Origin of the sequence: Streptomyces sp. x-19, from assembly GCF_046549115.1 — a bacterium.
Taxonomy (GTDB): Bacteria; Actinomycetota; Actinomycetes; order Streptomycetales; family Streptomycetaceae; genus Streptomyces; species Streptomyces albulus_C.
Window position 1 is genome coordinate 272,930 of record NZ_JAJPWK010000007.1, and the last position, 20,095, is coordinate 293,024.

The following is a 20,095-nucleotide window of genomic DNA, read 5'->3' on the forward strand; positions in this document are numbered from 1 at the left end:
CGCACTGAGCGCGGGGGCCGGGGACCGGCGGCACGCGGCGGGCGGCGTCTGATGCGGGCGCTGGTCGTCACCGCGGTGGCCGCGGAGCGCGACGCGGTGTGCGCCGCGCTGGACGCCGAGGACGCTGAGGATGCCGAGGACGCCACCGGCGGCCACCGGCCCGCGGCGCTGCCCGGCGGCTACGCGCTGCACCGCGCGCCCTCCGGACCGGACGGGGTGCCCGTTGCCCCGGACGTGCTGGCCGCCGGTGTCGGCCCGGCCGCGGCGGCCGCCGGCACCGCCACCGCGCTGACCGCGGCCGCCCTGGCCGGGACCCCCTACGACCTGGTGGTCTCGGCCGGCATCGGCGGCGGTTTCGCCCCCGCCGCGCCGCTGGGCGCGGTGGTCGTCGCGGACGCGATCGTCGCCGCCGACCTGGGCGCCGAGACGCCCGACGGCTTCGTCCCGGTCACCGAACTCGGCTTCGGGACCGCGGTGCACCGGCCCGACCCGGCGCTGGTCGCGGCCGTCGCGGCGGCGACCGGCGGGACGGCCGGCCCGGTGGTCACGGTCTCCACCGTCACCGGCAGCGCCGCCCGCGCCGCCGAGCTGGCGGCCCGTCACCCGGGTGTGCTGGTCGAGGCGATGGAGGGGTTCGGCGTCGCCGAGGCGGCCGCCGCGCACGGCCTGCCGGTGCTGGAAGTGCGCACGGTCTCCAACGCGGTCGGTCCCCGGGACCGCGCCGCCTGGCGGATCGGCCCCGCCCTCGCCGCGCTGACGGGCGCCTTCCGCACGTTCCCCGGAGCCCTGGCGGGCGTTCCCGCGGCGGCTCCGGCGCCCCCGCCCCCCACCCCCCGGAGGACCTCGTGACCCGGCCGCTGTCCATCGCCTACTCCCCGTGCCCGAACGACACCTTCGTCTTCGACGCCCTGGCGCACGGCCGGGTCCCGGGCGGACCGGAACTGGCGGTCACCTTCGCCGACATCGACGTCACCAACGGCCTGGCCGAGCGTGGCGAACTGGACGTGCTGAAGGTGTCGTACGCGGTGCTGCCGTGGGTGTTGGAGGAGTACGCGCTGCTGCCCTGCGGCGGGGCGCTGGGGCGCGGCTGCGGCCCGCTGGTGCTGACCCGGGAGCCGGGCGGCGCGGCGGACCTGGCGGGCAAGACGGTGGCGGTGCCCAGCGAGCGGTCGACCGCGTACCTGCTGTTCCGGCTGTGGGTGGCGGCCGAGGTGCCGGGCGGTGTCGGCGAGGTCGTGGTGCTGCCGTTCCACGAGATCATGCCGGCTGTGCGGGACGGCAAGGTCGACGCCGGCCTGGTGATCCACGAGGCCCGCTTCACGTACCAGGACTACGGGCTGCACTGCCTGGCGGACATGGGCGAGCACTGGGAGCTGACCACCGGTCTGCCGATCCCGCTGGGGGCGATCATCGCCAAGCGGTCGCTGGGCGAGCCGGTGCTTCGCCAGTTGGCGGAGGCGATCCGCACGTCGGTCCGGATGGCCTGGGACGACCCGGAGGCGTCCCGGCCGTACGTCCTGGAGCACGCGCAGGAGATGGATCCGAAGGTGACGGACCAGCACATCGGGCTGTACGTCAACGAATTCACCGCCGACCTCGGCGAGGACGGCTACGCCGCGGTGCGCGGGCTGCTCACCCGCGCCGCGGCCGAGGGGCTCGTGCCGCCCCTCGGCCCCGCCGCGCTGACGTTCGTCTGAGCGGTGCGGCTCAGACGTCGAGCTGGTCGGCGACCGCGCGCAACATCCCGGCGATCTTGGCGCCGTGCACCTTGTCGGGGTAGCGCCCGCGCTCCAGTTGCTGGGTGACGTTCTCCAGCAGGGTGGTGAGGTCCTGGACGATCGAGGCGAGTTCGTCGGGCTTGCGGCGCTGGGCCGCGGCGACCGAAGGGGTCGGGTCGAGGAGCACGACGCTCAGTGCCTGGTCACCGCGCTGGCCCGCGACGACACCGAATTCGACGCGCTGGCCGGGCTTGAGCATGTCCACGCCGTCGGGCAGCACCGACGAATGCACGAAGACGTCACCGCCGTCGTCGCGGGAGAGAAAGCCGAAGCCCTTCTCGCTGTTGAACCACTTGACCTTGCCGGTAGGCACGTCTGTCCTCGTCCTCGTACTCGTCGGAAAATGCGGACTCTTCGCCGCGGGCACGTGGAGTGCCGCGGCGTGGGAAAAATGGTCTGGATAACAGTGCAGCGGGCCACCGAAGCCCGCCTCCCCCAAGGCTAATGGTCCGGGGCCCGGTGACAAGACGTCGCCAGGGGGATCCTCGGCGCCCCCGGCCCGGACTTACCCTGGTCAGGTGTCTGATGAAACGCCCCAGGCCGGGGATCTACTGGTCCGAATCGGCGCGATCGTGTTCCTAGTTGGCGCACTGGCCACTCTCGCCACGGTGCTCCCACTGTTCCTCGGAACGCACCCGCTGCCGTGGGAGTTCTACTGGATGTCCATGCTGATGGGCGCCGGTTTCCTGATCGCGGGCAGCGGAGTGGTGCGCTCCGTGCTCGCCCAGCGCCGTCAGTCGGAGGCGGTGGCCGCCCCGTCGCCGTCGGCGCCGCCCGCCGGGTAGCGCGCGGGATCCGCCGCGTAACGATCCAGCCACGCCGGGAAGGCCGTCAGGTCGTCGAGCACCACGTGGGCGCCGGCCGCGCGCAGTTCGTCGGCGGCGCACGGCCCGGTGGCGACCGCGACCGACAGGGCACCGGCGGTCCGTGCGCCGCGCACGTCGCCGGTGTGGTCGCCGACGTAGAGCCGCGCGCCGTGCTCGCGCAGCGCCGTCGCCTTGGCCTCGGCCCACAGTGAGCCGATGACCGCGTCCGCGGCGATGCCCAGGTGGGTTAGGTGCAGCTTGGCGTTGGGCTCGTACTTGGCGGTGACGACGACGGCCCGGCCGCCGGCCGCGCGCACCGCGTCGACCGCCTCCCGGGCGCCCGGCATCGCCAGGGTGCCGGTGATCGCGTGCGTCGGGTACAGCTCGCGGTAGAGGTCGCAGATCTCCGCCACCCGCTCCGCCGGGAACCAGCGGCGGATCTCCTGCTCCAGCGGCGGCCCGAGCCGGGTGACCGCGGCGGCGGCGTCGATGTGCGTCCCGGTGCGCTCGGCCAGCGCCTCGTAGGCGGCCTTGATGCCGGGGCGGGAGTCGATCAGCGTCATGTCGAGGTCGAACCCGACGGTCAGGGGATGCGCAGCCATGCCTGCCATTGTGCCTGTGCCCCTGCGGAGCAAACCGGCCAGGACGTACCGTTAGCCTTGCCTTACCTAACCCGCGGCTGCCGTTCGGTGACCGCGGGTCCGCACCGACAGCTCCAGACCGCGCGAATGGACCCGACGCCCGTGATGCCATGCCCGTGACGCACCGGAAGCGGAGCCGCCGGCTCGGCCTGACCGCGCTGGCCGTGCTGGCGCTGTTGCTGGCCGTGGTGTTCTCGCTCGCCGTCGGCAGCCGCGCGTTCGCCCCGTCGGCGGTCCTCGACGCCCTCGTCCACGGCGGCTCCGACGACGCCGCGCAGGTCGTGCGGTACCTGCGGCTGCCGCGCACCCTGATCGGCCTGATGGTCGGCGCCGCGCTGGCGATGGCCGGCACGGTCATGCAGGGCATCACCCGCAACCCGATCGCCGACCCCGGCATCCTCGGCATCAGCCAGGGCGCCGCGGCCGCCGTGGTGGCCGCCATCGCCTTCGCCGGGGTGCACACCCTGACCGGCTACGTGTGGTTCGCGTTCGCCGGAGCGGGGATCGCCGCCGTGGTCGTCTACGGCATCGCCGCCCGCGGCCGGGGCGGCGCCACCCCTGTCAAACTGGCGCTCTCCGGCGCCGCGATCAACGCGCTGCTGGTGTCGGCGTCGATGGCGATCTTGACCACCAAGGCCGCGGCACTGGACGAGTTCCGCTTCTGGCAGGTGGGTTCACTCACCGGCCGGGACGCCGCGGTGGCCGCCCAGATCTGGCCGTTCCTGCTGGTCGGCACGGTACTGGTGCTGTCGGTGGCGCGCGGACTGGACGCCCTGGCGCTCGGCGAGGACGTCGCCCGGGGGCTGGGCCAGAAGGTCGCCACGGTGCGGATCGTGGGCGGGCTCGGCGCGACCGTGCTGACCGGCGCGGGCGTGGCGGCCGCCGGCCCGATCGCCTTCGTCGGCCTCGCCGTGCCGCACCTGGCCCGCGCCCTGGTGGGCGGCGAACACCGCTGGACGCTGCCGATGGCCGCGCTGCTCGGCCCGGTCGTGGTGCTGGTCTCGGACACCGTCGGGCGGGTGCTGTTCCCGCCGTCGGAGGTCCCGGCCGGCGTGATGACCGCCCTCATCGGCGTGCCGTTCCTGGTCACCCTGGTCCGGCGACGGGCGGTGGCGGCATGACGGCCACCGACACCTCCCCCGCCGCCCGCCCCAGCGCGGTCCGCCCCGCCGGGTACGCGCTGGTCCGGGCCGGCCGCGGCTCCTTCCTGCTGCACCGCCGCGCCGCCGTGGTCGCCGCCGCACTGGCCGCCGCGCTGGCCGTGGTGTGCGTGGCGTACCTGTGCGCCGGCGAGAGCTGGGTGGCGCCCACCGACGTGCTCAAGGTCCTGGCCGGCGAACCGTCCCCGCAGGAACTGGTCGTCGGCACACTGCGGCTGCCGCGGATGGTGGTCGGGCTGCTGGTCGGCGCGGCCTTCGGAGTGGCCGGCGGGCTGATCCAGACGGTGGCCCGCAATCCGCTCGCCAGCCCCGACATCATCGGCGTGACCCAGGGCGCCGGGGCGGTGACCGTCGGGGCGATGACCTTCGGCGTCACCTCGTTCGCGGTGCTGCCCTACGTCTCGGTGGCCGGCGGGCTGCTGGCGGCGCTGCTGGTGTACGTCTTCGCGTGGCGCGGCGGACTGCACGCCACCCGCTTCGTGCTGATCGGCATCGGCTTCGCGGTCGCGCTGCGCTCGGTCACCCAACTGTTCCTCACCAAGGGCGACTACCTCGTCGCCCAGCAGGCCCAGGTGTGGATGACCGGCTCGCTCAACGGACGCGGCTGGGCGGAGGCCGCCCCGCTGGGCTGGGCGCTGCTGGTGGCGCTGCCCGCCGTCCTGTGGGCGGCGCGCGCCCAGCGGACCGTCTCCCTCGACGACGACACCGCCACCGCGCTGGGCATCCGGCTCAACCGCACCCGGCTGGGCCTGGTGACGGTCGGCGTGGTGCTGGCGTCGATGGCGACCGGAGCGGCCGGGCCGGTCGACTTCGTGGCGCTGCTCGCCCCGCAGATCGCCCGCCGGCTGACCCGGACCGCGCAGATCCCACTGCTCTGCTCGGCGCTGCTGGGCTCCGTCATCGTCGTCCTCGGCGACCTGCTCGCCCGCAAGCTGCTCGCCCCCACCGAGCTGCCGGTGGGCGTGCTGACCGCCGCGGTCGGCGCCCCGTATCTGATCTGGCTGATCGTCAGGGGCCACCGGGCCCGTGGCCGGGCCTCAGGAGGACAAGCGTGACCGGTACCGGCACCCCGCGGCCGGCGGCCGGGGCGGACACCGCGGCCCAGGAGCCCGCCGCCCACGAACCCGCCGCCCGTCTGACGGCCCGCGGCCTGACCCTCTCCTACGAGGAACGCACCGTCGTCGAGGGCCTCGACCTGGACGTGCCGGACGGCGCCGTCACCGTCGTCGTCGGCCCCAACGCGTGCGGCAAGTCGACGCTGCTGCGCGCCCTGGGACGGCTGCTGCGACCGCGCCGCGGCGCGGTCCTGCTGGACGGGACGGACCTCGCCAAGATCCCCACCCGGAACATCGCCCAGTCCCTCGGACTGCTGCCGCAGACCCCCGTCGCCCCGGAGGCGATCACCGTCGGCGACCTCGTCGCCCGCGGCCGGCAGCCGCACCAGCGCTGGTGGCAGCAGTGGTCGGCCGAGGACGAACGGGCGGTCATGGAGGCCATGGCCCGCACCGACGTGGCCACGCTGGCGGACCGCCCCGTCGACGAGCTCTCCGGCGGCCAGCGCCAACGGGTCTGGATCGCCATGGCACTGGCCCAGGAAACCGACCTGCTGCTCCTGGACGAACCCACCACCTACCTGGACATCGCCCACCAGGTGGAGGTCCTCGACCTGGTGCGCCAGCTCAACCACGAGCGCGACCGGACCGTCGTCGCCGTCCTGCACGACCTCAACCAGGCCGCCCGCTACGCCGACCACCTGGTGGCCATGAAGGCGGGCCGGATCGTCGCCCAGGGCCGGCCCGGGGACGTGGTCACCGCCGACCTCGTCCGCGAGGTGTTCGGCCTGGACTCGGTGGTCGTCCCGGACCCGGTGACCGGCTCGCCGTTGGTGGTGCCGGGCCGTCCCTGGGAAGGGGACACCCGGCAGTGACGTCTCCTCGCCGGGGCACCCGCCCCGGCGACCTCCCCGCCGCCGAGCCGAAAGGGCTGCGATGACCCACCCAACCCACCCGGCCGCCCCCGCCCCGCCCCCGCCCCCGCACCGCCGTCCCGCCACCGCCCGGGTCGCCGCGACCGCCGTCGCCGCCGGCGCACTGCTGCTCACCGGCTGCGGCAGCGGCCAGGACTCCGGCGCCTCCGCCGCCGGCCCCAACGGCACCTTCAAGGCCGCGGAATGCCCCGCGCAGCCCACCACCAACTGGCCCGCGCCGGCCCCCGCGGGCGGCGGCAGCCACCCGGTCCGCACCGCGACGGGCGAGGTGACCGTCCCCGATACCCCGCACCGCGTCGTGGTGCTGGACACCGCCGAACTCGACTCCGCGCTCACCCTCGGCGTCACCCCGGTCGGCGCCACCCGCTCCGACGTCGCCTCCGGCTTCCTCGACTACCTGCCCCAGGACAAGCTCGCCGGCATCAAGGACGTCGGCAAGATCGGCGCCCCCAACCTGGAGGCGATCGCCGCCCTCAAGCCCGACCTGATCCTCACCAACAAGGTCCGCGACGGCCAGCGCTACGCCGACCTCAGCAAGATCGCACCGACCGTCATGACCGACTCCACCGGCTACCCGTGGAAGCAGAACTTCGCCGTCCACGCCGCCGCGCTCAACAAGATCCCCGAAGCCAAACGCACCGTCGCCGCCTACCGCGCGCACGCCGAACGCGTCACCACGGCCCTCGGCGGCCCGGCCAAGGCCCGCGCCCTGCGCACCAACGTCGTCCGCTTCGTCGAGGGCGCCGACACCCGCATCTACGGCTGCCAGAGCTACATCGGCACCGTCCTCGACGACCTCGGCACCGGCCCCACCGCGGTCGTCGACGGCGCCCGGAACGGCCTGATGGTCGAGGTCAGCCCCGAGCAGATCACCCAGGCCGACGCCGACGCGGTCTTCTACGCCACCTACGGCAGCCCCGAGAAGTCCAAGGAGGCCCAGATCACCACCGGCCCCCTGTGGAAGAACCTCCGGGCCGTCAAGAACGGCAAGTCCCTCCGCGTCGACGACCAACTGTGGATCCAGGGCATCGGCTACACCGCGGCCGACAAGATCCTCGACGAGATCCAGCAGCGGCTCGCCAAGAAGTAACGGCCCGCGAAGGAGCGCGGCGGCGCGGGCGACGCTCCGCCGCCCGCCCCTCTGCCGCGCCCGCGCCTCACGGCGCCGCCCGGCGCATCCGCCAGAGCAGGAACAGCGCCGAGACGACCGCGGCCACCCGCACCACGCCGGGCAGCCCCGCGAGGAGCTCCTGGCCCAGCTGCCCGGGGGCGATCGGCGCGCCCCAACGGCCTTGGCTGCGGCCCCAGATCCACACCAGCAGACCGCCGACGACGATCCCGGGCACGCCCAGCGCCGCGAACTTCGTCTCCGTACGGCTCAGCCGGCGCGACACGTACGCCAGCCCCCAACCACCGGCCAGCGCCAACCAGGAGCCGACCACCGCACCGGCCACCAGCAGCAGCACGGCCAGCGTCAACACCGGGCTGAGCCAGGCCCGCAGCGGCAACCGCGCCGGCTCCTCGGCACCCTCCGCGGCGTCCGCCGGGCCCGCGGGCTCCGCCCCGGCCACCGGCTCCTGGGCGGGCGGCCGCCCCAACGTCTTCCGCAGCAGGGCCGGCAGGGCCCGCCCGCGCCGCCCGCCGTCGCCCTGCCCCGCCCCCTTACCGCCCTTACCGCCCTTACCGCCCTTACCGTCAGCGTCCTCGTCCTCCTCGGGCCGCTCCCAGACCTCCGAGAGTTCGATGCCGCCGACGAAACCGGGCACGAAGTCCGCCGCGGCCTCCGCGTCGGCGGGCGCGCCGTCCACCCGCCACCAGTCGGGCGGGTCCTCCGCGTCGCCCAGTTCGTCGGCGCCGGCCAGGTGGGGCGGCGCGGCGGCCGGCGGGGCCTGGGGGCCGGACGGCGCGGGGCGCTTCTTGAGGAAGTTCGGCCGCCGGCCGCCGTCGTCCGCCCCGTCCCCGTCGCGCGGCGCGGGCACCTTGCCGATCAACCCGCCGAGCTTCTCCCGCGCACCGGCCCACTGGGTGGGCCGGACCGGCTCCGCGGGCCCGGCCACCGGGGGCGGCGCCGCCCTCGTCCCGGCCCCGCCGGCGCCCTGCGCACCGGGCCCGCCGGCCCCGTCGGCCGCGGCCTTCACCACGGCCTCCGGCGTGCCCAGCCGGGCCAGCAGCCGCTTCACCCCGGGCACCGAATCGGCCTTCTGGTCGGCCTTCTGCGCGTCGATCTCGGCCCGCAGCGAGGCCACCAGCCGCATCCGGGTGCCGGACGGCAGCCCGTGCTGCTGGGCCAGGTCGCCCACCCGGCTCAGATAGTCAAAGACGAGCTGCTCGCTCTCGATCCCCACGAAAACCCCTGCGGCGTGCGCTGGTTGCTGCCCCGACGGTACCCCGTGGCCCCGGCCCGGCACCGCCGGCCGCCCGCCGCACGGCACCGACGACGGCGCGCGGCACCACGGCCGGGCGCGCGGCACCCGCGCACCACGCCGCCCCGCAGTACGGCGCGCGGCCCCGTGCACCGCGCACCGGCCCCCGGCCCCGCCCCCGCCGATCCGCGCCCGCCGCCTGCTCCCGTCGTCTCCCCCGCCCGGCTAACGTAGGACGAATGACCACCGCTACCCCCCGCACCCTCGCCGAGGAGCTCAGGACCCGCTCGGACCGCGGGCTCGCCGGCCTGCTGCGGGCCCGGCCCGACCTGCTCAACCCGGTGCCGGGCGATCTGACCCAGCTCGCCACCCGGGCCGGGACCCGGGCGTCGGTGGTCCGCGCGGTGGAGCGACTGGACACCTTCGCCCTCCAGACCGCCGAGGCGCTGGCGGTCGCCCCGGACCCCTGCCCGTACGGGACGCTGGCGGCGCTGATGGCCGGGGACGCCGGGGACGAGGCGGTCACCGCCGCCCTGCCGGGGGCCCTGGCGGCCCTGCGCGCCCAGGCCCTGGTGTGGGGCCCGGACGACCGGCTGCGCCTGGTGCGCACCGCCCGGGAACTCCTCGCCCCGAGCCCCACCCGCCCCTCGCCGACCGGTCTGGGCCCCACCGTCGCCGAGGCCACCGCCGGCATGTCACCGGGCCGGCTCCAGGAGGTCCTCGCCGCGGTCGACCTGCCCACCACCCACGACCCGGTGTCCGCGGTCGCCGCCCTCACCGCCCTCTTCAGCGACCGGGCCAGGATGGCCGCCCTCCTGGACACCGCGCCCGCCGAGGCCGTCGCCGTCCTGGACAAGCTGCTGTGGGGCCCGCCCTACGGCGCGGTCACCGACCGGCCGGCCGCCCACCTGCAATGGCTGCTGGACCGCGGGCTGCTGCTGCCGGCCGGCGCCCGCAACGTCGCCCTGCCCCGGGAGGCCGCGCTGCACCTGCGCGCCGGGCGGGCGCACCGCCTCCCCGAGCCGGCCCCGCCCGCCCTCGCCCCGACCACCGCACGCGATCCACAGCTTGTGGACAACGCCGCCGCGGGCCAGGCGTTCACCGCACTGGCCACCGTCGAGGAACTCCTCAAGGAGTGGGACCTCGGCGGCCCGCCCGTGCTGCGCGCCGGCGGCCTGAGCGTCCGCGACCTCAAACGGACCGCGACCGCCCTGGACACCACCGAACAGCTCGCCGCGTTCTGGCTCGAACTCGCCTACGCGGCCGGGTTGATCGCCTCCGACGGCGAGGCCGACGAACGCTACGCCGCCACCCCGGCCGCCGAAGAGTGGCTCCAGCTGCCCGACCACGAGCGCTGGGCGGTCCTGGTCGCCGCCTGGCTGCCCGCCACCCGCACCCCGGGCGTGGTCGGCACCGCCGACGCCAAGGGCCGCGCCCTGGCCGCCCTCGGCCCGCACCTCGACCGCTCCCCGGCGCCCGAGGTCCGCCACCGCGTGCTGACCCTGCTGGCCACCTTGGCGCCCGGCACGTCCGTCCCGGGGCCGACGCTGCTGTCCCGCCTGCGCTGGGAACGTCCGCTGCGCGCCGCCGCACCGGCCGCCCAGCCCCCGGCGTCCCCCACGCCCGCCGCACCGGACGGCCCGGCCGGCCCCGCCCCCGCCGAGGACCTGCGCTCCCGGCTCGCCCAAGGGGCGCTCGCCGAGGCCGAGTTGCTGGGCGTGACGGGGCGCGGCGCCCTCGCCACCCACGGCCGCACCCTGCTCGGCACCGCCCCGGCCGCCGCCGAAGCGGCACCGGCCCCGGAGGCGGGCGCCGCCGCGACGCCCCTCACCCCCGCCGAGGCGACCACCACCGCGGCCCGCGCCGCCGTCCTGCTCGCCCCGCTGCTGCCCGAACCGCTCGACCACGTCCTGCTCCAGGCCGACCTGACCGCGGTCGCCCCCGGCCCGCTGCACCGCCCGCTCGCCGAGGCGCTCGGCATACTGGCCGACGTCGAGTCCAAGGGCGGCGCCACCGTCTACCGCTTCACCCCGGCGTCGGTGCGCCGGGCCCTGGACAGCGGCCGGTCCGCCGCCGAGCTCCAGGAGTTCCTGACCACCCACTCCCGCACCCCGGTCCCGCAGCCGCTCGCCTACCTCGTCGACGACGTGGCCCGCAAACACGGCCAGTTGCGGGTCGGCGCGGCCACCGCCTACGTCCGCTGCGACGACGACGCGCTGCTCGCCGAGATCCTCGCCGACCGCCGCGCCGCCGCACTGCGGCTGCGTCGGCTCGCCCCGACCGTGCTCGCCGCCCAGTGCGCCCCCGAACACCTCCTCGACGGCCTGCGGGCGATGGGCTACGCCCCGGCCGCCGAATCCGCCGCCGGCGACGTCCTGGTGGCCCGCGCCGACTCCTACCGCACCCCGCCCCGGACGGCCCCGGCCCCGGTCCCGGACGGCCCGCCGCCGCCCGACCGCACCCTGCTGGAGGCGGCCGTCCGCGCCATCCGCGCCGGCGACCTGGCCGCCACCGCCGAACGCAAGCCCGCCGCCGCCCCCACCGGCACCCCGGCACCGGGCGCGCTGCCCCGCACCACCTCCGCCGAGACCCTGGCCACCATGCAGGCCGCGGTCCTCACCAGCTCGCCCGTCTGGATCGGCTACGTCAACGCGGACGGCGCCGCCAGCCAACGCGTGATCGCCCCCGTCCGCGTCGAGGGCGGCTACGTCACGGCCTACGACCACACCTCCGACGAGGTCCGCACCTACCCCCTGCACCGCATCACCGGCGTCTCGGAACTGGCCGACGACGCGGTCTGACCCACCCGGGAACCACCCGCCGAACGGACCGGGCGGCCTCGTCGGTGCGATGCGGCACACTGGACGTTTGGCACGTCGGGCCGCCGACGGCCCCGGCCGGCGGTTCAGCCCCGGAATGCGAAAGGCGAGGCGCGTGAACGGACCTCTCATCGTCCAGAGCGACAAGACGCTGCTGCTGGAGGTGGACCACGAGCTGGCGGACGCCTGTCGGCGGGCCATCGCGCCGTTCGCCGAGCTGGAGCGGGCGCCGGAGCACATCCACACCTACCGGGTGACCCCGCTGGGGCTGTGGAACGCGCGGGCCGCCGGCCACGACGCCGAGCAGGTCGTGGACGCGCTGGTGCAGTACTCGCGGTACCCGGTGCCGCACGCGCTGCTCGTCGACGTCGCCGAGACCATGTCGCGCTACGGCCGGCTGACGCTCACCAAGCACCCCGCGCACGGCCTGGTGCTGTCCACCACCGACCGTCCCGTGCTGGAGGAGATCCTCCGCTCGAAGAAGGTGCAGCCGCTGGTCGGCGCGCGGATCGACCCGGACAGCGTCGTGGTGCACCCCTCCGAGCGCGGGCAGATCAAGCAGACCCTGCTCAAGCTGGGCTGGCCGGCCGAGGACCTGGCCGGCTACGTGGACGGCGAGGCGCATCCGATCGAGCTGGCCGAGGACGGCTGGTCGCTGCGCCCGTACCAGGCGCAGGCCGTGGAGGGCTTCTGGCACGGCGGTTCCGGCGTCGTGGTGCTGCCCTGCGGCGCGGGCAAGACGCTGGTGGGCGCGGGGGCGATGGCGCAGGCCAAGGCGACCACGCTGATCCTCGTCACCAACACCGTCTCGGCCCGGCAGTGGAAGCACGAGCTGGTCAAGCGCACCTCGCTGACCGAGGACGAGATCGGCGAGTACAGCGGGACGAAGAAGGAGATCCGCCCGGTCACCATCGCCACGTACCAGGTGCTGACGACGAAGCGGAAGGGCGTCTACCCGCACCTGGAGCTGTTCGACTCGCGGGACTGGGGCCTGATCGTCTACGACGAGGTGCACCTGCTGCCGGCGCCGGTCTTCAAGTTCACCGCCGACCTCCAGGCGCGCCGCCGGCTGGGGCTCACCGCGACCCTGGTGCGCGAGGACGGGCGGGAATCGGACGTCTTCTCGCTGATCGGCCCCAAGCGGTTCGACGCGCCGTGGAAGGAGATCGAGGCGCAGGGGTACATCGCGCCGGCCGACTGCGTCGAGGTGCGGGTGGACCTGACCGAGTCGGAGCGGTTGGCGTACGCCACCGCCGAGACGGAGGAGAAGTACCGCTTCTGCGCGACCACCGGCAGCAAGCAGCGGGTGACCGAGGCGCTGGTGCGGCGGCACGCCGGCGAGCAGACGCTGGTCATCGGGCAGTACATCGACCAGCTGGACGAGTTGGGCGAGCACCTCGACGCCCCGGTGATCAAGGGCGAGACGTCCAACGCACAGCGCGAGAGGCTCTTCGACGCGTTCCGGCAGGGCGAGATCTCGGTGCTGGTGGTGTCGAAGGTTGCGAACTTCTCCATCGACCTGCCGGAGGCCACGGTCGCCATCCAGGTGTCCGGCACCTTCGGCTCCCGCCAGGAGGAGGCCCAGCGGCTGGGCCGGGTGCTGCGCCCGAAGGCGGACGGTCACGAGGCCCGGTTCTACTCGGTGGTCGCCCGGGACACCGTCGACCAGGACTTCGCCGCGCACCGTCAGCGCTTCCTGGCCGAACAGGGCTACGCGTACCGGATCGTGGACGCGCACGAGCTGCTGGCGGCGGGCGACGACGTCGCGGCCGGCGAGGACGATCCCACCCCGGCGTGAGCGCGGGCGGTGGCGGCGGGGCCGTCGCCACCGCCGGGCTCCGGTGGCGGCGGTCAGCCCGTCGGGGCCTCGGTGGGCCGGCGGACGTCGGTGCGCGGTGCGGGGACCCGGCGGGCGGCCAGCAGGCCGCCGGGGGCGCCGGGGCGGCCCGCGGGCCGCAGCGTCCACCAGGCCAGTGCGGCCAGCAGCGCCAGGCCCAGCATCGGGTAGGGGGAGGCCAGCGGCTGCTGCCACCAGGGGAAGTGCAGGGCCAGGGTGCCCCGGTGGTTGAGCGCCCACATCGAGCGGGCGGCGAAGACGAGGGTGATCGCGGCCACCAGCGCCCAGCGCCAGCGGTCCCGCCGGGCGTGCGCGATCAGCGCGACGAGCAGGGGCACGCACCAGACCCAGTGGTGCGACCAGCTGATCGGCGACACCAGCAGCGCGGTGACGGCCGTGGCCAGGACGCCCCAGAGGTCGAGGCCGCGGTTGCGGTGGCAGCGGCGGGCGATCCAGAGCCCGGCCGCGGCGGTGACCACGGCCGCCGCCAGCCACCACAGGCCCGGTTCGGTGGTGCGCAGCAGGCGCGCGACGAGCCCTTGGAGTGACTGGTTGTCGACGATCCACACCTTGCCGACCCGCTGGGTCTCGAACATCCGCCGGGTCCAGAAGTCCACGCTCGCGCCCGGCAGCACCAGCGCGCCGAGCAGCACCGACACCACGAATCCGGCGAGGGCGGTGAAGGCGGCCTTCACCCGCCCGGTGATCAGCAGGTAGACCGCGAAGATCGCCGGGGTCAGCTTGATGCCCGCGGCGAGGCCGGTGGCGAAGCCCTTGAAGCGGGCGCCGTCCGGACGCGAGAGGTCCCACAGGACCAGGCAGGTCAGGGCGAGGTTGACCTGTCCGAAGACCAGGGTCTGGAAGACCGGTTCGAGCCAGAGGCCGAGGGCGGTGGTGCCGAGGAGCAGCGGCGCGGAGTAGGCGTACCGGCGCAGGCCGGCGGCCTTGCAGGAGAGGTGGATCAACAACGCCAGGAGGGCGGCGTTGGCCATGACGCAGGTGATCTTGAGGGTGGTCAGCGAGATCCAGGTGGTGGGGATGAACAGCAGGGCGGCGAACGGCGGGTACGTCGCCGGCAGCGCCCACTTGGTGACCGTGAAGCCGTAGAGGTCACCGCCGGTCGCGGCGGCCTGGCCCTCGGCGCGGTAGACCTCTATGTCGGACATCGGCAGCTGCACGGCCAGGGAGAGCGCGTACAGCCCGGCGCAGGACAGGACGAGCAGCGCCGCGCCTATCGCCAGTCGGCCCGGGCTGGCGATGCTCTGCGCCCAAGTGCGTCTCCACGTCCACGTCCCCGTCCCGTCGGCGGCAGACACCCGTTGACCCCTCCTCGTCGCCCTGAGCGCGCTCCTTGCGGCGACGCTAGTGGATCGAGACCGACCGTCCGTAACGCTTTCCGGTCAACCGGATGTCCATGCGGAAACGACTCTCACACGCACGAAAGGTGCGCGATCCGGCCGAACCACGCACCAGCGCCGACGAGCGCCGCGCCTGCGGTGCTGCGGAATGACGCTGCGCGGACCTGCTCGGACCCACTCAGAGTTGGTTGTACTTGTGCAAAGTTGCTGGAACCGGGGACCGTGCTCGGGCGCGGTCCGGCAGTGCCCGGTGCGCGCTCGCCGCGCGCCCGGCCTCAGCCCTCGGCGTACTCGCCCATCACGACCACGCTGAACGCGGCCGCGGCGAAGACCTTCACCGCGCGGACGGCGTTGCCCAGCAGGTGGCGGTGGTCGTCGGTGGGCGGTGAGCCGGTGGTCGGGTCGGTGCCGAGGGCCGTGGCGCCGTTGGCCGAGCGACGGGGAAGGGCGTGGACGGAGGTGGTGTGGATCGATGCGCTGCTCATGCCTCCATCATCGTTTTCACGCGAATGGCGCACATCGCCCCACAGTTCCATCTCTGCGCGTCGCGGCATCGGCCTGTGGGCCCATGCCGACCCCTACGAGAGACCTACGGTTCTCGGGGGCGTCCCTCCAAAGGACGGCGTCGCCGCCGGCCCGGACGCGGTACCGGGCGACGCCGCGCCGGCCCCGCGCGGCGCCGGCACCGGAAATTCCGTTGGCGCCCCTGATACGTGCTGACTACAATCGCGCGGTTGCCTGCCTCCCGTCAGGGGAGCGCCGCCGACCGGTCGGAAACCGGCCGGCCCTTCGCATCATGCCGTCGCACGCCGTCGCGCCGCAGACCGAGGATTGACCGTCACCGGAGGCAAGCCGTGCCCTCGCACGCCCACCCGACACCCGACCAGCACACCGCACCGCCGGCGTCGCACGCCGACCCGCTCCAACGGGAGCGCGCGCACCTCGCCGCGTCCCGTTCCGCCCTCCGCGCCATGCGCGAGGACGCCGAGAACCTCAACATCGCGAACGTCACCGCGAACTGGGTCAACGCCGAGGTCCTCCAGGGCGAGATCGACGCCCGCATCAAGGCCCTCGCCGACCTCGCCCACACCCCGCTCTTCTTCGGCCGCCTCGACTACCTCCACGCCCCCGGCATGGACCTCGCCGAGGGCGCCACCGGCGAGAACTTCTACGTCGGCCGCCGGCACGTCCACGACGCCGACGGCGATCCCATGGTCATCGACTGGCGCGCGCCGGTCTCCCAGCCGTTCTACCGGGCCTCCAAGAAGGACCCGATGGACCTGAAGCTGCGCCGCCGCTTCGGCTACACCGGCGGCGAGCTGACCGCCTACGAGGACGAGCACCTCACCGACCCGGCCGAGGCCGAGACCACCAGCGCCCTGCTCCAGGCGGAGATCGAGCGCCCGCGCGTCGGCCCGATGCGGGACATCGTCGCCACCATCCAGCCCGAACAGGACGAGATCGTCCGGGCCGGCATCGGCGGGACGGTCTGCGTCCAGGGGGCGCCCGGTACGGGCAAGACGGCGGTGGGCCTGCACCGGGTCGCGTACCTGCTGTACGCCCACCGGGAGCGGCTGGCCCGTTCCGGCACCCTGGTCATCGGTCCGAACCGCTCCTTCCTCCAGTACATCGAGCAGGTGCTGCCCGCCCTGGGGGAGTTGGAGGTCAAGCAGGCGACGATCGACGACCTGGTCGGCCACGTGGAGGTGCGCGGCGCGGACGAGGCGGCCGCGGCCATGGTCAAGGGCGATGCGCGGATGGCGGAGGTGCTGCGCAGGGCGGTGCGCTCGCACGTGACGATGCCGCAGGAGCCCTGCGTGGTGGTCCGCGGCTCCCGGCGCTGGCGCATCCCGGCGTACGAGCTCGAAGAGATCGTGCAGGAGCTGCAGGACCGCGACATCCGCTACGGCGCGGCCCGGGAGGCGCTGCCGCAGCGGATCGCGCACGCGGTGCTGGTGCGGATGGAGCAGGCGGGCGAGGCGCCCGACGACCGGGTGCAGGACGCGGTGGCCCGCAACGCGGCGGTGAAGGCCGCGGTCAAGGCGATCTGGCCGCCGGTCGACCCGGCGAAGCTGGTGCTGCGGCTGCTGGGCGACGCCGAGTTCCTCGCGGCGCACGCGGACGGGCTGCTCAGCGAGGAGGAGCAGAAGACGATCCTGTGGGCGAAGCCGCCGCGCGGCGCGAAGAGCGCCGCGTGGTCGTCGGCGGACGCGGTGCTGATCGACGAGGCGATGGACCTGGTGGCCCGGACGCACTCGCTCGGCCACGTGGTGCTGGACGAGGCGCAGGACCTCTCGCCCATGCAGTACCGGGCGGTGGGCCGGCGCTGCACCACCGGGTCGGCGACGGTGCTGGGCGACATCGCCCAGGGCACCACCCCGTGGGCGACCGACACCTGGCAGCAGGCGCTGGCCCACCTGGGCAAGCCCGGTTCCATCGTCGAGGAGCTGACGCAGGGCTTCCGCGTGCCGCGCGAGGTCATCGCCTACGCGTCCCGTCTGCTGCCGTCGATCGCGCCCGACCTGAAGGAGGCCACCTCCATCCGCGAGTCGGCGGGCGACTTCGAGGTCCGTGCGGTGGAGCCCGCGGATCTGGACGCGACCGTGCTGGCGGCCTGCCACGACGCGCTCGCCAAGGAGGGGTCGATCGGCCTGATCGCCGCGGACGCCCGTATTCCGGTGCTGCGCGCGGCCCTTGAGGAGGCCGGCATCAGCTGTCTGTCCCCGGGTGCGGAGACCTCGGCCGACGCCCGCCTGACACTGGTGCCGGCGACCCTGGCCAAGGGTCTGGAGTACGACTACGTGGTGCTGGACGAGCCGGCGGCGGTGGTGGACGGCGAACCGGACGAGCGGACCGGCCTGCGCCGCCTGTACGTGTGCCTGACCCGGCCGGTCTCCGGCCTGACGATCGTCCACGCGGCGGGGCTGCCGGAGCAGCTCGGGGCCGCCTGACGGTGCGCGGGCGGGGAGCGCCCGCGCCGGCCGGCGCCCCGGTCGGCCGGCGCCCCGGTCGCCCGCCCCCAACTCCCTTGCTCAGGACAGCGTCTGGCCCGAGTAGACCGAGAACTCCGTCTTCTCGCGCGGGGCGAACGGCGCCTTCCAGCTGCCGGTGCCGTGGTAGACGTACGAGGCGCCGTCCGGCGACGTGACCAGGAGGTCGGCCTTGCCGTCGGTGTTCGCGTCACCGATGCCGATCATCTGGGAGTACGCACCCCAGCCGGCGCCGATCTTCACCGGGCGGTCGAAGGTGCCGTCCCCCTTGCCCAGGTACGACCAGAGCACCCCGTCCTTGTCCCGCGCGACCACGTCGCCCGCGGGCCCTCCGGCCACGTCGCCGACCGAGGTGATCCGGTCGTAGGCGTTCCAGCCTGCGCCGATCCGCACCCGGGGGGCGAACGGCGCCTTCCAACTGCCCGTACCCTTGTAGAGCCAGAGCACCCCGGCGGAATCACGGGCCAGCAGGTCGCCACGGCCGTCGCCGGTGACGTCGCCGCCGCCGGTGAGCTGGGTGTAGTCGCCCCAGCCGGCGCCGATCCGCACCCGGCGGTCGAAGGTGCCGTCCCCCTTGCCCAGGTACAGCCACAGCACCCCGTCCTTGTCCCGCGCGACCACGTCGCCCGCGGGCCCTCCGGCCACGTCGCCGACGGCCGTGACCTGGTTGTAGATGCCCCAGCCCCAGCCGATCTTCTCCGCGTCGCGGGTCTTCAGCCGCCCGTTCCCCGGGTCGCGGTAGGTGTCGGTGCGCGTCAGGTCGCCGCCGTCCTTGATGAGCAGGTCCGGCGAGCCGTTGTCGGTGTAGTCGTGCGGCGCGGGCTTGCGCGCGACCTGGAAGGTGCCGCTCTCGGCCAGGTCCGGGCCGATGCCGTTGGTGGGCTTGGCGGTGAGCCTCCAGGTGTAGTCGCCGTTGGGGGCGGCGCGGTCGGGGCCGTAGGAGGGGCCGAGCAGGCCGTCCCAGTCCAGCTCGATCCAGGTGGGCTTTCCGGACGTCGACACCTCGGAGTCGATCGGGATCTCGATCTCGCGCTCGGCGCCGGAGGCGGTGTGGCGCAGGGTGACGGCCACCTCCTGGACGTTGGGGCGGGAGAGCCGCCAACGCGACTTCCAGCGGCCCTTGTCCAACTCGGCGACGGCCGGGACCTCGGAGTCGAGCACGGTGACCTTGGTGGGTTCGCCGGTACTGGCGATCAGCTTGGCGACCGGCTCGGCGAAAGCCCCGATGGAGACCCGGTAGAGACCTTCGCCGTGCTCGGTCGTGCCGCCCATCACCAGCAGGTCGCCGTCGGGGGTGGGGGTGACGGAGGTGGCGTGGTCCATGACCTGGTGGGCGACGTACCCGTCGGCCGGCATCGCGTAGAGCCCCTGGGGAAAGCCGGCCCAGCCCTCGTGGACCGTGCGCTTGGTGCCGTACAGCACCCAGTTGCCGACCAGACCCACCATCGGGTCGTACATGCGGCCGGGCGAGTGGGTCGTCCGCTGCTGGTTGTCGCCGCGCTTCTCCACTTCCAGCTTCATGTCGTCGCGGTTGTTGTTCTCGTGTCCCATGACGGCCACGTGGGTGCCGGACAGTGCGACGCGCGAGAAGTCGGCACCCAGGGTGTGGTGCGTGACCTTGGCCGAGGCCAGGTCGACCACGACGTACTCGCTGAACAGTGAGCCGATGACGTCGTCGGGCTCGTACCGCAGCACGACCGCGCCTGGTTCGCCCGCCACCGCCTTCATGTCCCGGGCCGCGAAGCGCAGGCCGGTGACGGTCCGGTCGGTCACCTTTCCGCCCACGTTCTCCAGGATGTGGGCTTCCCGGGACTTTCCGGTGTCCTTCAGCGCGATCACCGACGTGCCGACGGCGCCCGCGTACGCGTAGCCGTACGGCGTGAGGTCGACGACCGTGGACGACCCCGTGGCCATGTCGCGCAGCGTGATCTTCTTGGAGCTGGCCATGTACGGCGCGTCGCCGAGCGCCACGACGTCGGACGCGGTGCCGTGCACCGTGGAGTCCGCGGACGTGCCGTCGTCCTGGGCGATGCGGGTCGTCGCGCCGTCCGCGTAACGCGTCCACGACACGGTCTTGTCCGCGGTGACGGAGAGGAAGCCGGTGCGTCCCGCGCTCACGATCTCGGAGCCGGGAGCGATCTTCAGCTTCTGCGCGGGGGCGGCGGTGGCCCCGGCGGCGAACGGGGTGGCGGCGACGGCGGGCGCGACGAGCGGGCCGGCGGTGACCGCGAGGGTCAGTGCGACGGCTCCGGTCAGCAGTCGTCGCGAACGGGCGGAGCGGCCCGGCGTCCGCGGCGGCCGGGATATGACGGAGCGGGTCATCTGCCCTCCAGGCAATGGGTCGTGTGGGCCGGAG

Annotated in this window: 16 protein-coding genes; 10 read left to right on the top strand and 6 right to left on the bottom strand. The window is 74.6% G+C overall.

What is annotated here, in order from left to right; translation table 11 throughout:
• Window positions 1-51: 51 nt before the first annotated feature.
• Both ACLJT4_RS20080 and ACLJT4_RS20085 read left to right on the top strand, forming a co-directional pair.
• The gene (locus ACLJT4_RS20080) at window positions 52-849 is read left to right on the top strand and encodes a futalosine hydrolase (RefSeq protein WP_411123661.1); all 798 of its coding nucleotides are present in this window, start codon (window positions 52-54) and stop codon (window positions 847-849) included.
• Window positions 846-1,697 (top strand): 1,4-dihydroxy-6-naphthoate synthase, encoded by an 852-nt coding sequence (locus ACLJT4_RS20085; RefSeq protein ID WP_411123663.1) that lies wholly within the window; start codon window positions 846-848, stop codon window positions 1,695-1,697. Before ACLJT4_RS20080 ends, ACLJT4_RS20085 begins: the two co-directional genes overlap by 4 nt.
• Before the next feature lie 10 nt (window positions 1,698-1,707).
• Here the strand turns inward: ACLJT4_RS20085 and ACLJT4_RS20090 are convergent, their stop codons facing one another.
• Complete coding sequence (locus ACLJT4_RS20090) at window positions 1,708-2,091, bottom strand: cold-shock protein (RefSeq protein WP_016575638.1); 384 nt, start codon at window positions 2,089-2,091, stop codon at window positions 1,708-1,710.
• 205 nt (window positions 2,092-2,296) lie between these two features.
• Between ACLJT4_RS20090 and ACLJT4_RS20095 the strand changes: the two genes are divergently transcribed.
• A complete protein-coding gene (locus ACLJT4_RS20095; protein ID WP_331249237.1) occupies window positions 2,297-2,563 on the top strand; it encodes a hypothetical protein in 267 nt (88 codons plus the stop codon).
• On the opposite strand, the gene ACLJT4_RS20100 is transcribed toward ACLJT4_RS20095, so the two are convergent.
• Window positions 2,512-3,186 (bottom strand): HAD family hydrolase, encoded by a 675-nt coding sequence (locus ACLJT4_RS20100; protein WP_411123666.1) that lies wholly within the window; start codon window positions 3,184-3,186, stop codon window positions 2,512-2,514. The two genes, ACLJT4_RS20095 and ACLJT4_RS20100, sit on opposite strands and share 52 nt — an antisense overlap.
• 149 nt (window positions 3,187-3,335) lie before the next feature.
• On the opposite strand from ACLJT4_RS20100, the gene ACLJT4_RS20105 reads away from it, so the two are divergent.
• The 4 genes from ACLJT4_RS20105 to ACLJT4_RS20120 all read left to right on the top strand — a co-directional run bounded on the left by ACLJT4_RS20105 (window position 3,336) and on the right by ACLJT4_RS20120 (window position 7,462).
• Entirely contained in the window at window positions 3,336-4,346 is a 1,011-nt protein-coding gene (locus tag ACLJT4_RS20105; RefSeq protein ID WP_411123668.1) for a FecCD family ABC transporter permease, read from the top strand.
• On the top strand, window positions 4,343-5,440 hold the full coding sequence (locus ACLJT4_RS20110) for a FecCD family ABC transporter permease (RefSeq protein WP_411123670.1): 1,098 nt from the start codon (window positions 4,343-4,345) through the stop codon (window positions 5,438-5,440). Before ACLJT4_RS20105 ends, ACLJT4_RS20110 begins: the two co-directional genes overlap by 4 nt.
• A gap of 80 nt (window positions 5,441-5,520) precedes the next feature.
• Window positions 5,521-6,312: an ABC transporter ATP-binding protein gene (locus tag ACLJT4_RS20115; RefSeq protein WP_411123795.1), complete on the top strand. Its 792-nt coding sequence runs from the start codon at window positions 5,521-5,523 to the stop codon at window positions 6,310-6,312.
• Window positions 6,313-6,373: 61 nt separating this feature from the next.
• Window positions 6,374-7,462, top strand: a complete 1,089-nt coding sequence (locus ACLJT4_RS20120) for an ABC transporter substrate-binding protein (RefSeq protein WP_411123672.1) — start codon at window positions 6,374-6,376, stop codon at window positions 7,460-7,462.
• Window positions 7,463-7,529: 67 nt separating this feature from the next.
• On the opposite strand, the gene ACLJT4_RS20125 is transcribed toward ACLJT4_RS20120, so the two are convergent.
• Entirely contained in the window at window positions 7,530-8,717 is a 1,188-nt protein-coding gene (locus ACLJT4_RS20125) for a hypothetical protein (protein WP_411123674.1), read from the bottom strand.
• Between the two features lie 257 nt (window positions 8,718-8,974).
• On the opposite strand from ACLJT4_RS20125, the gene ACLJT4_RS20130 reads away from it, so the two are divergent.
• Together ACLJT4_RS20130 and ACLJT4_RS20135 are read left to right on the top strand one after the other, a co-directional pair.
• Window positions 8,975-11,536 (top strand): helicase C-terminal domain-containing protein, encoded by a 2,562-nt coding sequence (locus ACLJT4_RS20130; protein WP_411123676.1) that lies wholly within the window; start codon window positions 8,975-8,977, stop codon window positions 11,534-11,536.
• Between the two features lie 133 nt (window positions 11,537-11,669).
• Window positions 11,670-13,352, top strand: coding sequence for a DNA repair helicase XPB (locus tag ACLJT4_RS20135; RefSeq protein ID WP_411123678.1), 1,683 nt, complete (start codon window positions 11,670-11,672; stop codon window positions 13,350-13,352).
• Window positions 13,353-13,405: 53 nt separating this feature from the next.
• Here ACLJT4_RS20135 and ACLJT4_RS20140 read toward each other — a convergent pair whose 3' ends face one another.
• Together ACLJT4_RS20140 and ACLJT4_RS20145 are read right to left on the bottom strand one after the other, a co-directional pair.
• Window positions 13,406-14,707 carry a glycosyltransferase 87 family protein gene (locus ACLJT4_RS20140; RefSeq protein ID WP_411123680.1) on the bottom strand — a complete coding sequence of 434 codons (1,302 nt, stop codon included), beginning with the start codon at window positions 14,705-14,707 and terminating at the stop codon, window positions 13,406-13,408.
• A gap of 317 nt (window positions 14,708-15,024) precedes the next feature.
• Window positions 15,025-15,234 (bottom strand): hypothetical protein, encoded by a 210-nt coding sequence (locus ACLJT4_RS20145; protein WP_411123682.1) that lies wholly within the window; start codon window positions 15,232-15,234, stop codon window positions 15,025-15,027.
• A 369-nt stretch (window positions 15,235-15,603) separates the two neighbouring features.
• Here ACLJT4_RS20145 and ACLJT4_RS20150 point away from each other — a divergent pair, with 369 nt between their 5' ends.
• Window positions 15,604-17,700, top strand: a complete 2,097-nt coding sequence (locus ACLJT4_RS20150; RefSeq protein ID WP_411123684.1) for a HelD family protein — start codon at window positions 15,604-15,606, stop codon at window positions 17,698-17,700.
• 81 nt (window positions 17,701-17,781) lie between these two features.
• Here the strand turns inward: ACLJT4_RS20150 and ACLJT4_RS20155 are convergent, their stop codons facing one another.
• Window positions 17,782-20,061: an FG-GAP repeat domain-containing protein gene (locus ACLJT4_RS20155; protein WP_411123686.1), complete on the bottom strand. Its 2,280-nt coding sequence runs from the start codon at window positions 20,059-20,061 to the stop codon at window positions 17,782-17,784.
• Window positions 20,062-20,095: the final 34 nt, after the last annotated feature.